The organism is Nocardia panacis (genome assembly GCF_003598715.1).
In the GTDB taxonomy this organism is placed as follows: domain Bacteria; phylum Actinomycetota; class Actinomycetes; order Mycobacteriales; family Mycobacteriaceae; genus Nocardia; species Nocardia panacis.
In genome coordinates this window covers 103,502-118,350 of sequence record NZ_QZFU01000017.1, presented here as the reverse complement: position 1 = coordinate 118,350, position 14,849 = coordinate 103,502, and the positions used below count along the sequence as shown (strand labels likewise).

The window sequence follows — 14,849 nt, the reverse complement described above, 5'->3', positions numbered from 1 at the left end:
AGTCATTCCTCGGAGGGGGCGGACGATTCTGGGTCGCGCTGTTCCGATACAGGAGGCGAGACTGATTGTGCGGGTTCATCGAGCGGCGGGAATACAGGCGCGATATCCGGAGTCGAGGGTTTCTCCGGCTGTCCGAAGTTCGAAGTGCCTTCTTGCGATCCGCCGACGACGACCTCGATACCTCCGATCTTCATGTAAACTAATTGGATACCCTTCCCGCCCTGGTCGTCGGCGACATGGTATTCTTTTTGTAGATCCTGGAACTTCTGCAGCGTGTCTTTGAGGTTTCCCCGAAGGTCGTTCACCTTGCCGACCAGCTGGGTGTTCACCCTGGCGATATCTTTTTCGATCCAGGCGAGCGACCCTTCGGGATAGCTGTTGACGATGGGATTCGCTTCGACCACGTATGTGACATTGTCGTGGGTGATTCGTAAGCCTTCGGCGAATTTCGGGACGGATCCGGGATCGAACCGCACCATTTGTCGATTGTTTTCGTTGCCACTTTCTGCCGGCATGGTGTTTCTCCCTCCTTGTGCACGCTGGTGAAATCCATGACCGTAGCAAGGTATGCAAGTGTCCATGCAGCCATGTCTGGGAGTAGGTGCGGCATGTTCGGATATTATGCTATTTTCTAGCTATTCAATTGGTCAATTGATTAGTTAGGTGCGCCGACGGGGTCGGCGAGTTTTTGCCCGCCGACTCGACCGAATTGTGAAATTTAGACCGCTTGTTCTGTTTTTGTGGATAGGGTGTTAGTTGGCGTCGGAGTCGCATCGTCCTTGGTGCTCGACAATGGTTCGGCGAGTTCCTCCAGCGATTTGCCTTCGGCGTCTATGCCGAAGCGCCAGGCGATTAGGCCGCCCGCGATCATGATGGTCGCGCCGAGGAGGTAGCCGAGGGTGAGGGGGCCGCGGTCGGGGTGTGGGTTGTCGGCGCCGCCGACGAGGTGGCCGAACAGGTAGGGGGCGATGACGCCGCCGATCCCTTGGGCGATGGCGAAGAAGAAGGCGATCGCTTGGCCGCGCAGTTCGATCGGGAAGATCTCGCTGACGGTGAGGTAGGCCGAGGACGCGCCCGCCGAGGCGAAGAAGAAGATGACGCACCACAGCACGGTTTGTGTTGTCGCCGAGAGGATGCCCGCGTGGAATGCCCAGGCCGACAACAGGAGCAGGCTGCCGGACAGGACGTAGGTGGAGCAGATCATCTTGCGGCGGCCGATGGTGTCGAAGAGCGGGCCGAGTACGAGCGGTCCGAGCAGGTTGCCGATACAGAACGGGAAGAAGTAGTAGCCGGTCTGATCCATCGGCACGTCGTAGAAGTGCATGAGCACCATGCTCGAGGTGAAGAAGATGGCGTTGTAGAGGAATGCCTGGGTGGCCATCATGCTGAAACCCAGGAAGGAGCGGCGCGGATACTTGAAGAAGAAGATCGCCGCGAGCGCACGCAGCGATAACCGCGGTGGTTCGGCGACGGTGATGGCGCGCTCCGGGCCGACAGGTTCGAGTTCGATGCCGCGGGCGCGCGCCCCCCGCTCGATATCGTCGACGACGCGTTCGGCTTCGGCGGCGCGGCCGTGGGTCAGCAACCAGCGTGGGCTTTCGGGGATGGCGCGTCGCACGAAGATGATGACCAGTCCGAGGATCGGCCCGAGCAGGAAGCCGAGCCGCCAACCCCAATGGATCGGCACCGCGTTCTCGTTGAACAGCACCAGGCTCGCCGCCGCACCGAGTGCCGCACCGGCCCAATAGGTTCCGTTCACGGCGATATCGACCCGGCCGCGGTAGCGGGCGGGCATGAGCTCATCGATCGCGGAGTTGATGGCGGTGTACTCGCCGCCGATGCCGGTGCCCGCGATGAAGCGGAACAGCAACAGCGACCACAGGTTCCAGGACAGCCCGGCCAGTCCGCTGCCGATCAGGTAGATGAGCAGGGTGAGGATGAACAGCTTCTTGCGGCCGAGCCGGTCGGTGATTCGACCGAAGACCAGCGCGCCGAGCACCTGCCCGGCGAGGTAGACCGAGGCGGTCGCCCCCACCTCGCCCGCCGAAAGGTGCAGGGTGTGCACGCTTTCCAGCGGGCCGCCCATGGCGGCCACGATCTGCGCCTCCACCCCGTCCAGGATCCAGCAGACGCCTAATCCGACGACGACGAGCCAGTGGAATCGGGTCCATGGTAATCGGTCCATCCTGGCTGGGATCGAACTCCGTACGGGTTCGATCGGTTGCACCGCCTGCCGCCCCACCATTGGGTCACCTCCGGATTCCGTTCGCACCCAGCGGGATTCGCTACGGCGCGGGTGTAATCTACGTCATACGAGACGCTATCTAACGTACCGCTGTTCAGCGGCTCATTCAACAACGGCGAGTAATGTGAGCCGCGGCACGCTCCCCCGCGAAAGGTGTGGAAATGCACGGCAAACCGGGTCCGGCAGACCGCAGTCAACGATCAGCAAGCGCGGTGGCGGCCCAGCCGGTACCGTGTGGCCGCATGTTCCAAAAGCTCCATCGGCGCACGACGCCGCTGCGGCGCGTCGCGCTGGCCGCCGTATCCCTCGGCGTCTGCGCCTCCGTCGCGTTCGCGATCCCCTCGGCCACGGCAAATGTTCAGGATGCCGGCCGGCTGAGCGGTGTCGGTCTGCTCGATCCGGCGGCCTCCTTCGCGAAGGCGGGGGCGGCATTCCAACTCACCTACACCACCACCGACCAGCACCATGCCCCGGCGCAGGCGTCGGGCGCGCTCTATGTGCCACCGGGCTTGCCGCCGCAGGGCGGCTGGCCGCTGATCGTGTGGGCGCACGGCACCACCGGCATCGGCGATGACTGCGCACCGTCGCGGCATCCGCAGAGCGACCGAAATACCGCCTACTTCAACGAGATCCTGAATGCCGGGTACGCGGTACTGGCACCGGACTATCAGGGCTTGGGCACCGGCGGCAACTTCAGCTACTACAACACCGGTGTCGAAGGCCGCTCGATACTCGACGCGGTCGCCGCCGTGCGCACCGCGCCCGTTCCGGTCGCCGACAGGTGGGTGGTCATCGGCCAGTCGGAGGGTGCGCACGCGGCGATGAGCGCCGCGAGTCTCTACGCGGAGGATCCGAACGGTCGGGCGGCCGGACTCAGCGGCGTCATCGCCACGGGTCTACGCACCAATCCCGGTCCGAGCCTGCGCGAGATGTTCCGCCGCAGCTCGACCGGTTCCGGTAATCAGGTGGGCTACGCCGCCTACTTCCTGTCCGCGCTGCGCGAGCTGAATCCGGATCGGGTCGACCCCTACCTGTCCGATTTCGGCCGGGACTACCTGGAAAACGCGCGCACGGAATGCCTTTCGGAGCTGGTGAAGCGTGCCGGGGGGCGTCGCCCGGCCGCGCTGGTGGCCGATCCCGACGCGCCGACACCCACCTTCGAGGCCGATATCGCCGCGTTGGCGGGTTTGCGTGACGACCGCTTCACCAGCGATCTGCTGATCGGGTACGGCACCTCGGATATCGACGTGCCGCCGACCAATACCGAGAACTACGGAAAGCAGTTGCAACAGAACAACTCCGGTGTGCGGGTGACGGTGAAGCGCTATGACGGAAAGGATCACAGCGGTGCGTTTCTGGCCTCGCTGCCCGATGCCATGGACTTCCTGAAAAACCACCTGCGCTAGGTATTTTCGCAGCGTCCGGTGATAAAACCGGGTGGTGCCGACCCCACACGGCACCACCCGAGCTCACGCGGCGGCGGGCAGTCGGGTGGGCGGGTGCGGCTCGCCGTCGCGCTCGAGGATGCGCGCGTACAGGCGCAGCAGCGCGGCCTCGAGGTCCAGGCCGAGATCGGCGGCGCGGATGGCCGCGATCTCCATGGCCAGCAGTGCGTCGGCGGGCTCGGGATCGCTCAGGGTTTCGTCGAGCACCATGCCGCTGACGGCTTGGGCGCGGGTGAGCGCTCGATCGGGAAGCCAGCTGAGCACCCAGTGGCCGCCTGCGGCGCTGGGCGTGAATCGGGCGAATTCGGGGGTGATGTCACTGGTGATCAACCAGTCGGTCAGCTCGAGTGCCATGGACACCTCCTTGGATCGGGCCACCTGATTTGTCCGGTCCGGCCAGGAGGCCGGGTGGTCGATCCAGATGGCGCTGATACCAATGCTATTGATGGCCGATCGATGCTGTCAATTAAGCCTCAGTGATATCTCAGGATATTGACAACCCTTAATCAGCTTGAAAATAAGCAGGATTGCGTGAAATGTGCGCGGAAGCTGCCAAAAATGGGCGGTATTGCCTCGGGTGATTGCGAAAGATGCTGAAGGAAGGCCCGATAACCCGGCCCGCAGGGTGCGAACCCGCACCGGCGGTGGCGAGCCGAAACGGCTTCGCCGAGCCGTTGCTGCCACGAGATGGCTATGATGACGACGAATGACACAGGTTGAGCATCAGACTCCTGGCGTGGAAATGGGAGGCGCGCAATGGCGGGTTCGGGCGCGGCGGACGAGCGGGTCGGCGAGCTGATCCGCAAACTCCGCACGGAACGTGGCATCACCCAGGCGGCGCTCGCCGCGAAGGCGAGCTGTTCGCGCAGTCTGATTCAGCAAATCGAGAACGGCACCCGAGTGCCGCCGCTCCCGCTGCGCGAACGGTTGAGTCTGGCCCTCGCGGCCGAACTGCCCGCCCCCGACGATGCCGCGCCCATCGACAGCCACTACGAGCTGCGCATGCGTTTCAATGTGCTGCTCGGCAAGGATCCGGAACTGGTGCAGCGCGCACTCGGCTTGGCGCAGAGCCTCATTGATGCCTCGGGCGCGCGGGAGGAGATCGCCCCGCTGCGCATGATCGCCGACCGCCAATTGGAGCGGGCGGAGGAGATCCTGGCGCAGATCCCGTCCCGCAGCGCCACGGTGTGGGAGTGGAATACGGTCAGCGACTGGCTGACCATCCTGGAGCAGGCGACCGCATCGGTGCGCGCCATTCACACCGCCGATCTGGGCACCATCGGCGGCGATGTCGGCGACGACTATCACGGCGCCATCCTGCGTTTGGCCGACAAAGCCCATCCGCCCCGCATCGATGTGCGCCGCATGTATGTTCTCGACGCCATCGAGGACGTCTGGCCGTATGCCGAAAAGCTATGGAAGCAAACACGTTCCGGCGTGGAGAGCGTCCTGGTCAAGCGTGAGCACGCCCGCAACGCGCAGAGCATGCTGGTGGTCGACGATCGCTACGTCGCGGTCGGCGAGTACGACTATTCCCGCCAGGCGCGGGTGGCGACCAGATTCTCGGCGCTCAAACACGATGTCGCCTTCGCGGTGCGCCGCTTCGAGCGGCTCTACGACCTCAAGATCGCGGGCTGCGCCATCGCCGTCAATGACGTTGTGGCGCAACCGGATCTGACCGAATTCGAGCGCTTGGCCGACGGTGACTGTCGCGCGCTTTTCCAGGCGTCGCTCGAACGCGGGTGGCACGAGATGCCCGCGCCGGGGGAGGCGGGTCTCGGGGGAGAAGCGCAGTGAGCCCGGTGTGCACCCGGCCTTCGGCCGATCCGTTGGCGGTGACGGCGCGCTCCGAGGCCCGCAAGCGGGTGTTGCGCCGCGCACTGGCGGACGCGGATTTCGGTGGCCGCCACGGGATTGTCGACGCCTATCACGGGGAGACGGGCCTGCCGGTGCATCCGAGTGCCGCGGCGGCGCTGGACCGCGCCTGGTCGGAGTTGCGTGCCCAATACCGTGATGCCGCGAGCTACGACAAGCGGCAGCCCCTGATTCTGCGGGAGTTGGCCGCCCGCAGGCTTTTCGGTCGCCTCGACCATCCCGTCGCCGAGGTCGCGGGTATCGCGGTGCGCCCGGAAGAGGTTGTGGTCGCGCCGTATTCGAGCACCATATTGCTCGAAGAGGCGGTGGCGACGATCGCGCGGCCCGGTGGGGTGCTGGTGTGTCCGGAGGGGTTCTACAAGAGTTCCAGCATTCACGTGGCGAAGTTCGGGCTGCGCATGGTGCCGTGCCCGGTCGCGCCGGATGCGGCGTTCAAGATCGATCCGGAGCGGTTGGCCCGCTGCCTGGCGGAGGTCGCCGCCTCGGGTGCGCTGTGCGGTGTGCTGCTCACCTTGCCGGGGAATCCGGTATACGCGGACTACTCCGAGCGGGAGTTGCGCGATATCGCCGAGGTGCTGCACCGCAGCGGCGTTCCGGTCATCTGCGATATGGCCTTCGATTGCCTGGTAGCCCAGCACATTCCGATCGCTTCGCTGGAGCTCTCCGTCGGACGAATGTACGACCGGGTGCTCACCATCACCGGTAATTCCAAGGGTTACAACGCGTTCGGCCCCTGCAAGATGGGCGCGGCCTGCACCGGCGACGCCGCCTGGCTGGCTCGGATCCGGGAGCGGCTGACCATCTCCTTCCAGCGCGAGTCCACCCACCTGGCCCGCGCCATCCTCGAGCACACGCCCGATACCTATTTCGCCCACAATCGCACCCTCATGCTCGCCCGCCAGGATCGCGCGCTGGCCGGGATCGCCGCCATCAACGCGGCCGGGGGCGCGCCGCTGCTGCGTCCGCTCGGCGCCGCCGAGGGCATGTTCCTCAGTCTGGCCTTCGATCCGGATCTGCTCGACGCGGCGGGCGTCGAAACCAGTTCGGAGCTGGAGGATCTGCTGTTGGTGGCGTCGGGTGTCGACAGTGTGGCGTTGGATCGCACCGGTTCGGCCCGGCTGGGTGTCCGGCTGAATGTGATCGCCCCGCGTCGCGGGCCGGGGCAGGGGTCGGTGGATCTGCTCGACGAGCTGTTCATCCGGATCGGGGAACTGCTCGCGCGACTGCGCGCCGGACTCACCTATCGGGAGGCGCTCGCCGAGCGCGGCCTGCCCGAGCTCGAACCCCTGGGTTGCCAATGATTGTCGGGGTTCTGCGTGAGACGGCACCTGCCGAGCGGCGGGTGGCGCTCACACCCGACCAAGTGCGCGAACTCGGGTGCGAGGTCCTGGTCGAGCGGTCCGCGGGTGCGCGGGCGGGATTCCCTGATGCGCGATATCGGGACGCCGGAGCCGAGATCGTCGATCGATCCGAACTCCTGGCGCGCGCCGAACTCGTCGCATGGGTGAAACCACCTGTCTACCAATTGGATTCGCTGCGACCCGGTGCGGTCACCCTGGGCTTCCAGGATCCGATGCACCGCGCCGCCGCCATTGCCGAACTGAGCGAGCGCGCCATCGAATCCGTTGGGTTCGAGACGGTCCCGCATCATATGGCCGAGATCGACGCGCTGTCCGCCATGAGTCGTATCGCAGGCTCGGTGGCGTATAGTGAGGGGCGGCAACTGATCTCGGGTGCCGATCACCGTAACCCTGTGCGCGCGCTGATAATCGGATGCGGCCAGGCGGGTTTGGCGGCCGTCGCCGAGGGGGCGAAAGGCGGCGACGAGATCATCGCCATGGGCAACCGCCCGCAACAGGCGCGACTCGCCGCGGCGGCAGGCGCCGACCACTTCATTCTCAGCGGTTCCCGGTGTCGAATACTCACCGCCACACCGGATCTCATCATTTGCGCAGCCGTTCGGCGCGGTGAACGCGGCCCGGTCCTGCTGGACGAAACCGTCCTCGCCGCCCTCCCTTCGGGCACGGTGATCGTGGACCTGGTCGCGAAGTCGGGCGGAAATTGCGCGGGCGTCGTCCCGGATCGCACCGTCATGCTGCCCAACGGCGTGATCATCACCCATCGTTCGAACTATCCGGCCGCGCGCCCACAGGAGGCCAGCCTCGCCTACGGCGCTGCGGTGGCCGCCATGATCCACTTGCGGGTGGCTCGGCGCAATACCCCATAGATTGTGGAGCGCATCACTTTATCGGCGCCGAGTGAAGTCGCGGTAAATCCGTCCGACCATCGATCGGATCGAATCCCCCGACATCGGATCTCGCCCCCGAATTGACTTCCCAATTCCGGGGTGTAAGGATTCGACAAGTAATAAGCACCTCGCTAGGCGAGGCTCCTGTACGAACACAGGCCACTGATCTGACGACGTCGAGAGACGCCCAAGATCAGGACAGATCGTCCCGGATTAAGGGGCGATCCCAAGTGGCTTCGCCGTATTCGGCGATACGTCCTACAGTGCCGAAGCTCTGACGAGAGGGGTGCTCACCAGCGGGTTTCCCGCCGTTGACTCCTCATGCGCACTGTTCCGGCGTCCCCGCGCGCCATGGCACCGAGGAGGTGAGGAAGGCCCGATGCCCCCCGGAGATAGACCTCATCCGAGTCGTGGTCGTTCCATGTCGCGGTGCGCATACCTTTTCGTATCGCAGTACTGAGTCGACCGCCGTATCAGGCGACGCATATATATCGATGTATCGCCGATTTGTGCTGCGCGAAATACGCATACAAAAATACGCATGCCGCGACTCGGATAGTCGGACGTTATTCTCCGAACGCCGTCCGGTGTGGACCGGTCATGCCGCACGGACCCAGTCCAATCGCAGTTCAATTACCAAAGGTTTTCATCTGATGAGGAAATTCACTGTCGTGGCCGCGGGTGTCGCCGTCGCGCTCGGCGTGCTCAATGCCGTTGTCCCCGAGTCCAATGCCGCGCCCGAGCAGGCCGCGCCCCCTGGCATCCACTACGATGCCAAGGTGGTCGACAAAACCATCGTGTTGACCACCGATATCGGCTCGCTCGCCGCCGCCGACGGTCAGTTCCAGGTGCTCGATGGTCAAGGCCGCCTCGCCGCCGCCCTGCCGCTGAGCTACCGTCTCGACGACAAGATCTGGCCGATCGCCGCCAAGATCGACGGCAATACCGCCGTGCTGACCCCGAGCGTCGATCCGGCTACCGCGACCCCGGCTCAGACCCCCGCGCTGCAGCCCGTCGACGCGCAGGCCGACTTCGACAACGCGTTGAGCGCGGCGGCCAACCAGTTCGGTCTCGCCACCGGAATCGGCACGCTGACCGGCACCATTATCGGCGCGGCCCTCGGCTGTGTCGCGGGTGCGGTGGTCGGCGCCGCGCTGATGCCGCCGATCTTCCTGCCCGGCGCGGCGGGTGGCTGCGTGGCGGGCGCCGCCGCGGGTATCGCCCTCGGCGCGGCGGCGGGCATGATCGGCCTCGGTCTGCCGGTCGGTATCGCCTCGGCCATCCAGTTCTTCCAGCGGATCAATACTCCGCCCGCCGCCGCGGCGGAGGCCCCGGCTCCGGCCGCGCCCGCCGAAGCCTGATCCGAGCGGAAAAATTTCGTTCCGGCCGCGCGCGCATCCGGCGCGGCCGGAACGAATCCGGTGGTATCGCCAGGGCATACGTATTCCTATTACGTATGTATTGAGAACCGACCGGCATTGATTTGACAAATATTCAATGTGGGTGCAACATTTTTGAGTCAGCACCTCGCTAGGCGAGGCTCCTGTACGAACACAGGCCACTGATCCCACGACGTCGAGAGACGCCCAGGGTCAGGACAGATCGTTCCGGATTAAGGGGCGATCCGAAGTGGCTTCCCCCGCAAGGGGATACGTCGTGCAGTGCCGAAGCTCTGACGAGAGGGGTGCCTGCCTCGCACTTTCGGCGCGGCCTCCCTGTCATTCCTGGTCTGACCCAGAGGGAACAGCGACGCGCGCGTGCGTCTCGGCAGCAAGGAGGTGGGAGACGACATGAAGTCCGGCGATAGTCCGTATCCGAGTCCGGTTCGAATATCCACGTCGTTCCCAGCTTGCTGCGGCCTGATCACCGCCTGACATACCGAAATCACCCTTTGTCGATCCACGAGGCCGCATTTTCTGCTGCCCCGGTGCGGATTCGACCTTTCGTGGTTCTCGGTTATTTCGCGGTGCCCGAAAACGGTTGTGGCGGCTGAGGTTTTTCGCTCAGATTCCGTCAGGAGTTCCGTTATGGCAATGATCGCATTTCCCGGTCAGGTTTCCCTGTTCGCCGTACTCGGCGAGTCGGCCCGGCGCTACCGCGCCCGGCACACCCTCACCGCGCAGGAGCGGGTCAATCTGCGTGCCAGCTGCGGCCGCCAGGCCGTATTCACCGCCTCCCTCGGCGGCCACACCACCTACTGATCTGTCGACACCGGCGTCGAACGAGCAGCCGAAGTTCCACCATTGCCGTTGTGCGGCAATAAAATTCAGGAAGCGAGGGAATGGCCATGGCCTTCTTCTCGAACGGCGGGAACCGCCGCACCAACTCCGCCACGGCCACCGTGGCGCCGACCGATGGCGCACCCGCCGCACTGGACTCGGCGCATGTCGGCGATATCGTCGGCGCGCTCGGCACCATCAAGCAGCACGACACCCTGGAGGGACGCACCCGCCTGCAGCGCTTTCGGATGCTGCTGGCCATCATCGGTCCCGGCCTCATCGTCATGGTCGGCGACAATGACGCGGGCGGTGTGGCCACCTACGCCCAGGCCGGTCAGAACTACGGCATGGCGCTGGTTTGGACACTGCTGCTGTTGATTCCGGTGCTCTACGTCAACCAGGAGATGGTCGTCCGGCTCGGCGCCGTCGCGGGCGTCGGTCATGCCCGGCTGATCTTCGCCCGATTCGGCAAGTTCTGGGGCGCGTTCAGCGTCGGGGACCTGTTCGTCGTCAACGCGTTGACCATCGTCACCGAATTCATCGGTGTGTCAATGGCATTGGGGTACTTCGGTCTGCCCAAGGGCATCTCGGTGCCGTTGGCCGCGGTGCTGCTGTTCGCCGTGGTGGCGGGCGGTTCGTTCCGGCGCTGGGAGCGTTTCCTGTTCGCGCTGATCGCGATCAATATCGTCATGTTCCCGCTGGCATTCATGGTGCACCCCAGCGTGTCCGAGACCGCCAAGGGTGTGATCCCCTCGTTCCCCGGCGGTTTGAACTCCACCCTGCTGCTGCTGATCGTCGCCATCGTCGGCACCACAGTCGCGCCGTGGCAGTTGTTCTTCCAGCAGTCCAATGTCGTCGACAAGCGCATCACCCCGCGCTGGATCCGTTACGAGCGGATCGACCTGTGGGTCGGCATCGTCGTGGTGATGCTCGGCGCGGTCGCGATCATGGCCGCCGCCGCCTTCGGTTTGGCGGGCACCGATGCCATCGGCAATTTCACCGACGCGGGCGCGGTCGCCACGGCCCTGCGCGACAATATGGGTCACACCGTGGGCGCGCTGTTCGCCATCCTGCTGCTCGACGCCTCGCTGATCGGTGCGAACGCCGTCGGCCTCGCCACCACCTACACCCTCGGCGATACTCTGGGCAAGCGGCATTCGCTGCACTGGAAGATCACCGAGGCCCCGATGTTCTACGTCGGCTACGCGGCGCTGCTCGGTGTGGCGGCTGCCGTCTCCTTCAGCCCGGACCACGTGCTCGGCCTGCTGACCCAGGGCGTGCAGGCGCTGGCCGGTGTGCTGCTGCCCTCGGCGACGGTATTCCTGGTACTGCTCTGCAATGACAAGGCGGTGCTCGGGCCGTGGGTGAATACGATGCGGCAGAACATCATCGCCGGTGTCATCGTGTGGTCGCTGGTACTGCTGTCGCTGGCGCTCACCGCGGCCACCTTCTTCCCGAACCTGGCCACCTCCACCCTGGAGATCGGCTTCGGTGTCGGCGCGCTGGTCGGTCTGCTGGGCGGTATCGGCATCTGGTTCGCCCGGCGGCGGGCCGAGCGCAGGGCCACCGAGCAGACCGCCAAGGAACTCGGCAATCTGGATCCGGACGAGGTCGAGGCGATCGATGACATCGAGCTGAGCCGCGCCGAGCGCAAGGCCATTCTGGAGGCCGACCGCGACGCTTGGCGCACACCGGCTTTGGACACCCTCGAGCGTCCGGCCTTCTCCCCGGTGCGCATGGCGGGCATGATCGCCCTGCGCGGGTATCTCGTCATCGCGGTGATACTGGTCGGGGTCAAGGTGGTGCAGTCCATCATGGGCTGAATCGAAGACAGTTCATCCCAAGGCGGTTCGCGGGCAGTCCGCGCGAAATCGTCGGCGGCGGTGCGGGTCTTCCGTGCCGCCGCTGCTACGCCGTGTACTGAGCCGGTTGGCGAAATCCGCACGCGCGGAAGGAATCCGACGCGCCCGACGGCGGGCAACCCGCCGAGGCCCGACCGTCATCGAGCGAAAGCGTCGCACCTGCGCCGCGAATGCGGCCTACCATCGATTCATGGATTTCATCTTGTCCGGAATCGGCGTCGTGATCGGTCTGATCGTCGCAGGCGCGGCCGGGATCGCCGTCCTGGTGCTGCGCGGACGGAAGTAAGCGAGAGTTCAAGGACGCCGGGGAGATTCGCGCGTCAACGCCCGTGCGGGCGGCAGGCGGCGAGGGTTCGGTCCTTGGTGCCGTTGAACTTGTCGATGGCGCCGTTGAGGGTATCGGTGTCGGCCCGGTGCGCCAGGGTGTCGGCGAGTGCGGAGATGTCGTCGCGGTAGGTCTGCAGCGCGCCGGAGACGTCGGGCGGCACATCCTTGGTGAGCTGCTTGCCGACCTTGCCCGCCGTATCGCGCAGCGCGGCGACGGCGGCATCGGCCTTGCTGTTCTGGTCGGGGGCATTGGTGTTGCTGGCATCGATGTAGTCGTTGAAGACATTCACCGTGGCCTCGTGCGCGTCGCGGAAGGCGTTGCACGCCGTGACCGCGGCCCGCTCGATGCTTGCCGCTTTCGAGGAGGAGGCGGCGACGGAGGACGAGGTGACATCCGCGGCGTATGAGGCCAAATCGGCCCGGTTGACCTGGGCATTTCCGGGGACCTGCTTCGAGCAGGCTCCGATGATCATGATCCCGGCCGCGGTCGCCGCCGCCGCGGCGAGCAGTCCGGCCCGTTCCAGTCCTCGCATGCTGATCCCTATCTCCCCGCGGGCGGTCCGGCCGTGGCCACCCGTAAATCCAGGACCGTTCGACGTTACTTGGTCACGTGGACGCGGTGCGCGCCTGTCTCATTATCCATGGGCAGGCCGTCGACCGGGACCGGCGAGAGCCGATCCCGGTCGACGGGCGGGTTCAGCGGAGCATGCCCCGCATGGTGTCGATCTCCTTCTGCTGGTCGGCCACGATATTGGTGGCCAACGTCCTGGCCTCGGGATTGACCCCGCCCGCCAGTTCATCGCGCGCCATGGTCAGCGCGCCGGTGTGGTGGTCGATCATCATGGTCAGCCACTGCCGGTCGAAATCCGGGCCGGTGGCCGCGCCCAACGCGGTCATCTGATCGGGCGTCATCATGCCCGACATGGTGTGGCCCGAATGCCCCCCGGCGGACGGTGCGGGCTTGCCGAAGCTCTGCAGCAGGGTGGTGATCTGCTTCATCTCGGGCGCCTGGGCCGCCTCGACATTGGCGGCCAGGGTCCGCAACTGCGGATTCTGGCTGTGGTTCGGCACCAGTTGCGCCATCTCGACGGCCTGGGCGTGATGCGGGTACATCATTTGTAGAAAGGTCACATCGGCGTCATTGAAATCGGTGCGGGCGGCGGCGGTCGAGGTCGTGCCGTGGTCCATCCCGGACATGGGTTTGCTCTCGGTTTTGTCACCGCAACCCGCTGTGAGCGCGACGGTGGCGACGGCGGCCGAGACAATGGCGATACGTGTGCGAGCGACGAACATGTTCGGACTCCTTGGGTAATCATCGAGCAGTGCGGAATGAGTCGGGGAAACGCGCACGCGCACAACGACAGTGCGGGCGCGCAGGCCCATCAGATCCGCAGGATCGACAATTGCGACAGGGAGAGCACGGTCCACGGCGGCGGCCTGCCGCGCCGGATCCGCCAGTACCGGGGGAGCGGGGAAGTCGTTTCCGGCCGATCGACCGCGAGCCAGCCGAGCAGGACGAGCCCGATAACCAGCTCCAGCGCCGACAGCACGAATACACAGGCATGGTGCGCGCCGTGCGCGATATCGCAGCCGCCCGCCTCGCAATCGAGTTGCCGCACCGCTGTCGGCTGCGTCGAATCGTGATCGCGCACGGCCGCGCTCGCCGGCGCGGTATCGAATGCCGCAGGCTGTCTTGCGGCGGCACCGGCCGAGGTGGGTTCGCCGGCAGGCCCATGATGCGCGCCCATTGGTGCGTCGGTTTCACCCGCCATCGGGTGCCCATTGGACCGCTGCGTCACATGGTGGCCATGCGACGTGATCGCGTAAACCCCCGCGTGCATACCGATCACACCGATCAGCAGCGCCAACATCGCGAGCAGTCGGACCAAGCCGAATGCGCGGGTGGAGCGAGGCGATGCGGGCACGGCGGCGATTCTATCCGCCGAGGGGAAATACCCCGCACCCGTATGGCGGTCAGTTCGCGATATCGATGACCACGCGGTCGGGATCGGTCTGCGGGCCGACCGCGAATTTGGGCCGGTCGCCGGTGAGGGCGATGAAGCCCTGACTCGCCCCTTCGTAGACGGCGGCCTGATACACCCCGGCGATGGCGGGCGCCTCCGCGCTGGAGGTCGGATTGGGTCCGGAGTAGGCCGCGACCTTGGTGTCGAACGGGTAGGCCGCGCCGAGGATCTTCACCTCGAGCAGTGATTTCCCGGTGATGTCGAAGGTTTTCCCGCTGCCGTCCTGGACCGCCTTGTCGGTGTAGCCGACATGCCAGCCGGGGGTGCCGGCGCCGCCGAGTTGGAAGACGATCCGGTCGAAGCCCTGATGGTGTTCGATGCCGATATCGGTGACGGTGAGCGCCGCCCCGCTGCCCGCTTTGGCGTCCTTGGCCTGCGCGTCCCGCAGGTCGCCGATGGGTGCGGCGGGTGCTCCCGCCGCCGTGGCCGTGGTGGTCGTGGCCTGTGTGTTCGATCCGCTGCCGCAGCCCGCGAGCAGTGCCGCGAGCAGTGTCGCTGTCGCGGCGGGGATCAACACCATCCTGTTGCGCATGGGGGCAGATGGTACTGAGCGATGTCCGAGTCCGCAGGGAACGCCGATGCGCGCCGGACGAATCCGATTGGC

14 protein-coding genes and 2 riboswitches are annotated in these 14,849 nt (G+C 65.7%); of the genes, 7 read left to right on the top strand and 7 right to left on the bottom strand.

Features of this window, described 5'->3' with window-relative positions:
• Positions 1-2 precede the first annotated feature (2 nt).
• The gene (locus tag D5S18_RS13900) at positions 3-515 is read right to left on the bottom strand and encodes a hypothetical protein (RefSeq protein ID WP_147403948.1); all 513 of its coding nucleotides are present in this window, start codon (positions 513-515) and stop codon (positions 3-5) included.
• Positions 516-718: 203 nt separating this feature from the next.
• Positions 719-2,185, bottom strand: a complete 1,467-nt coding sequence (locus D5S18_RS13895) for an MFS transporter (protein ID WP_120040952.1) — start codon at positions 2,183-2,185, stop codon at positions 719-721.
• Between the two features lie 302 nt (positions 2,186-2,487).
• On the opposite strand from D5S18_RS13895, the gene D5S18_RS13890 reads away from it, so the two are divergent.
• Positions 2,488-3,651 (top strand): alpha/beta hydrolase family protein, encoded by a 1,164-nt coding sequence (locus D5S18_RS13890; RefSeq protein WP_158607868.1) that lies wholly within the window; start codon positions 2,488-2,490, stop codon positions 3,649-3,651.
• 63 nt (positions 3,652-3,714) lie between these two features.
• Here D5S18_RS13890 and D5S18_RS13885 read toward each other — a convergent pair whose 3' ends face one another.
• Positions 3,715-4,044, bottom strand: a complete 330-nt coding sequence (locus D5S18_RS13885; protein ID WP_147403947.1) for a hypothetical protein — start codon at positions 4,042-4,044, stop codon at positions 3,715-3,717.
• Between the two features lie 402 nt (positions 4,045-4,446).
• Here D5S18_RS13885 and D5S18_RS13880 point away from each other — a divergent pair, with 402 nt between their 5' ends.
• From D5S18_RS13880 to D5S18_RS13860, 6 genes are all read left to right on the top strand, one after another.
• Entirely contained in the window at positions 4,447-5,487 is a 1,041-nt protein-coding gene (locus tag D5S18_RS13880) for a helix-turn-helix domain-containing protein (protein ID WP_120040946.1), read from the top strand.
• Entirely contained in the window at positions 5,484-6,866 is a 1,383-nt protein-coding gene (locus D5S18_RS13875; protein ID WP_158607867.1) for an aminotransferase class I/II-fold pyridoxal phosphate-dependent enzyme, read from the top strand. Before D5S18_RS13880 ends, D5S18_RS13875 begins: the two co-directional genes overlap by 4 nt.
• Positions 6,863-7,792: a Rossmann-fold NAD(P)-binding domain-containing protein gene (locus D5S18_RS13870; RefSeq protein ID WP_120040942.1), complete on the top strand. Its 930-nt coding sequence runs from the start codon at positions 6,863-6,865 to the stop codon at positions 7,790-7,792. Before D5S18_RS13875 ends, D5S18_RS13870 begins: the two co-directional genes overlap by 4 nt.
• Positions 7,793-7,933: 141 nt before the next feature.
• Positions 7,934-8,106: riboswitch (M-box (ykoK) riboswitch) on the top strand.
• Positions 8,107-8,466: 360 nt separating this feature from the next.
• A complete protein-coding gene (locus D5S18_RS13865; protein WP_203236726.1) occupies positions 8,467-9,174 on the top strand; it encodes a DUF8020 domain-containing protein in 708 nt (235 codons plus the stop codon).
• Between the two features lie 158 nt (positions 9,175-9,332).
• A riboswitch (M-box (ykoK) riboswitch) is annotated at positions 9,333-9,504 on the top strand.
• A gap of 336 nt (positions 9,505-9,840) precedes the next feature.
• On the top strand, positions 9,841-10,014 hold the full coding sequence (locus tag D5S18_RS34865) for a hypothetical protein (RefSeq protein WP_158607866.1): 174 nt from the start codon (positions 9,841-9,843) through the stop codon (positions 10,012-10,014).
• 86 nt (positions 10,015-10,100) lie between these two features.
• On the top strand, positions 10,101-11,855 hold the full coding sequence (locus D5S18_RS13860) for an NRAMP family divalent metal transporter (RefSeq protein WP_162500974.1): 1,755 nt from the start codon (positions 10,101-10,103) through the stop codon (positions 11,853-11,855).
• Between the two features lie 359 nt (positions 11,856-12,214).
• Here D5S18_RS13860 and D5S18_RS13855 read toward each other — a convergent pair whose 3' ends face one another.
• The 4 genes from D5S18_RS13855 to D5S18_RS13840 form a co-directional block, all read right to left on the bottom strand.
• Entirely contained in the window at positions 12,215-12,754 is a 540-nt protein-coding gene (locus tag D5S18_RS13855) for an Rv2240c family protein (protein ID WP_120040940.1), read from the bottom strand.
• Positions 12,755-12,917: 163 nt separating this feature from the next.
• Positions 12,918-13,514, bottom strand: a complete 597-nt coding sequence (locus D5S18_RS13850) for a DUF305 domain-containing protein (RefSeq protein ID WP_120040938.1) — start codon at positions 13,512-13,514, stop codon at positions 12,918-12,920.
• Between the two features lie 89 nt (positions 13,515-13,603).
• On the bottom strand, positions 13,604-14,146 hold the full coding sequence (locus D5S18_RS13845) for a DUF6153 family protein (RefSeq protein ID WP_147403946.1): 543 nt from the start codon (positions 14,144-14,146) through the stop codon (positions 13,604-13,606).
• A 49-nt stretch (positions 14,147-14,195) separates the two neighbouring features.
• Entirely contained in the window at positions 14,196-14,777 is a 582-nt protein-coding gene (locus tag D5S18_RS13840; RefSeq protein WP_120040934.1) for an AMIN-like domain-containing (lipo)protein, read from the bottom strand.
• Positions 14,778-14,849: the final 72 nt, after the last annotated feature.

What these genes read in the sequence shown, in the direction of transcription:
- D5S18_RS13900 (WP_147403948.1), bottom strand. Translation starts at nt 515, where the DNA reads ATGCCGGCAGAAAGTGGCAACGAAAACAATCGACAAATGGTGCGGTTC.
- D5S18_RS13895 (WP_120040952.1), bottom strand. Translation starts at nt 2,185, where the DNA reads ATGGACCGATTACCATGGACCCGATTCCACTGGCTCGTCGTCGTCGGA.
- D5S18_RS13890 (WP_158607868.1), top strand. Translation starts at nt 2,488, where the DNA reads ATGTTCCAAAAGCTCCATCGGCGCACGACGCCGCTGCGGCGCGTCGCG.
- D5S18_RS13885 (WP_147403947.1), bottom strand. Translation starts at nt 4,044, where the DNA reads ATGGCACTCGAGCTGACCGACTGGTTGATCACCAGTGACATCACCCCC.
- D5S18_RS13880 (WP_120040946.1), top strand. Translation starts at nt 4,447, where the DNA reads ATGGCGGGTTCGGGCGCGGCGGACGAGCGGGTCGGCGAGCTGATCCGC.
- D5S18_RS13870 (WP_120040942.1), top strand. Translation starts at nt 6,863, where the DNA reads ATGATTGTCGGGGTTCTGCGTGAGACGGCACCTGCCGAGCGGCGGGTG.
- D5S18_RS13865 (WP_203236726.1), top strand. Translation starts at nt 8,467, where the DNA reads ATGAGGAAATTCACTGTCGTGGCCGCGGGTGTCGCCGTCGCGCTCGGC.
- D5S18_RS34865 (WP_158607866.1), top strand. Translation starts at nt 9,841, where the DNA reads ATGGCAATGATCGCATTTCCCGGTCAGGTTTCCCTGTTCGCCGTACTC.
- D5S18_RS13860 (WP_162500974.1), top strand. Translation starts at nt 10,101, where the DNA reads ATGGCCTTCTTCTCGAACGGCGGGAACCGCCGCACCAACTCCGCCACG.
- D5S18_RS13855 (WP_120040940.1), bottom strand. Translation starts at nt 12,754, where the DNA reads ATGCGAGGACTGGAACGGGCCGGACTGCTCGCCGCGGCGGCGGCGACC.
- D5S18_RS13850 (WP_120040938.1), bottom strand. Translation starts at nt 13,514, where the DNA reads ATGTTCGTCGCTCGCACACGTATCGCCATTGTCTCGGCCGCCGTCGCC.
- D5S18_RS13840 (WP_120040934.1), bottom strand. Translation starts at nt 14,777, where the DNA reads ATGCGCAACAGGATGGTGTTGATCCCCGCCGCGACAGCGACACTGCTC.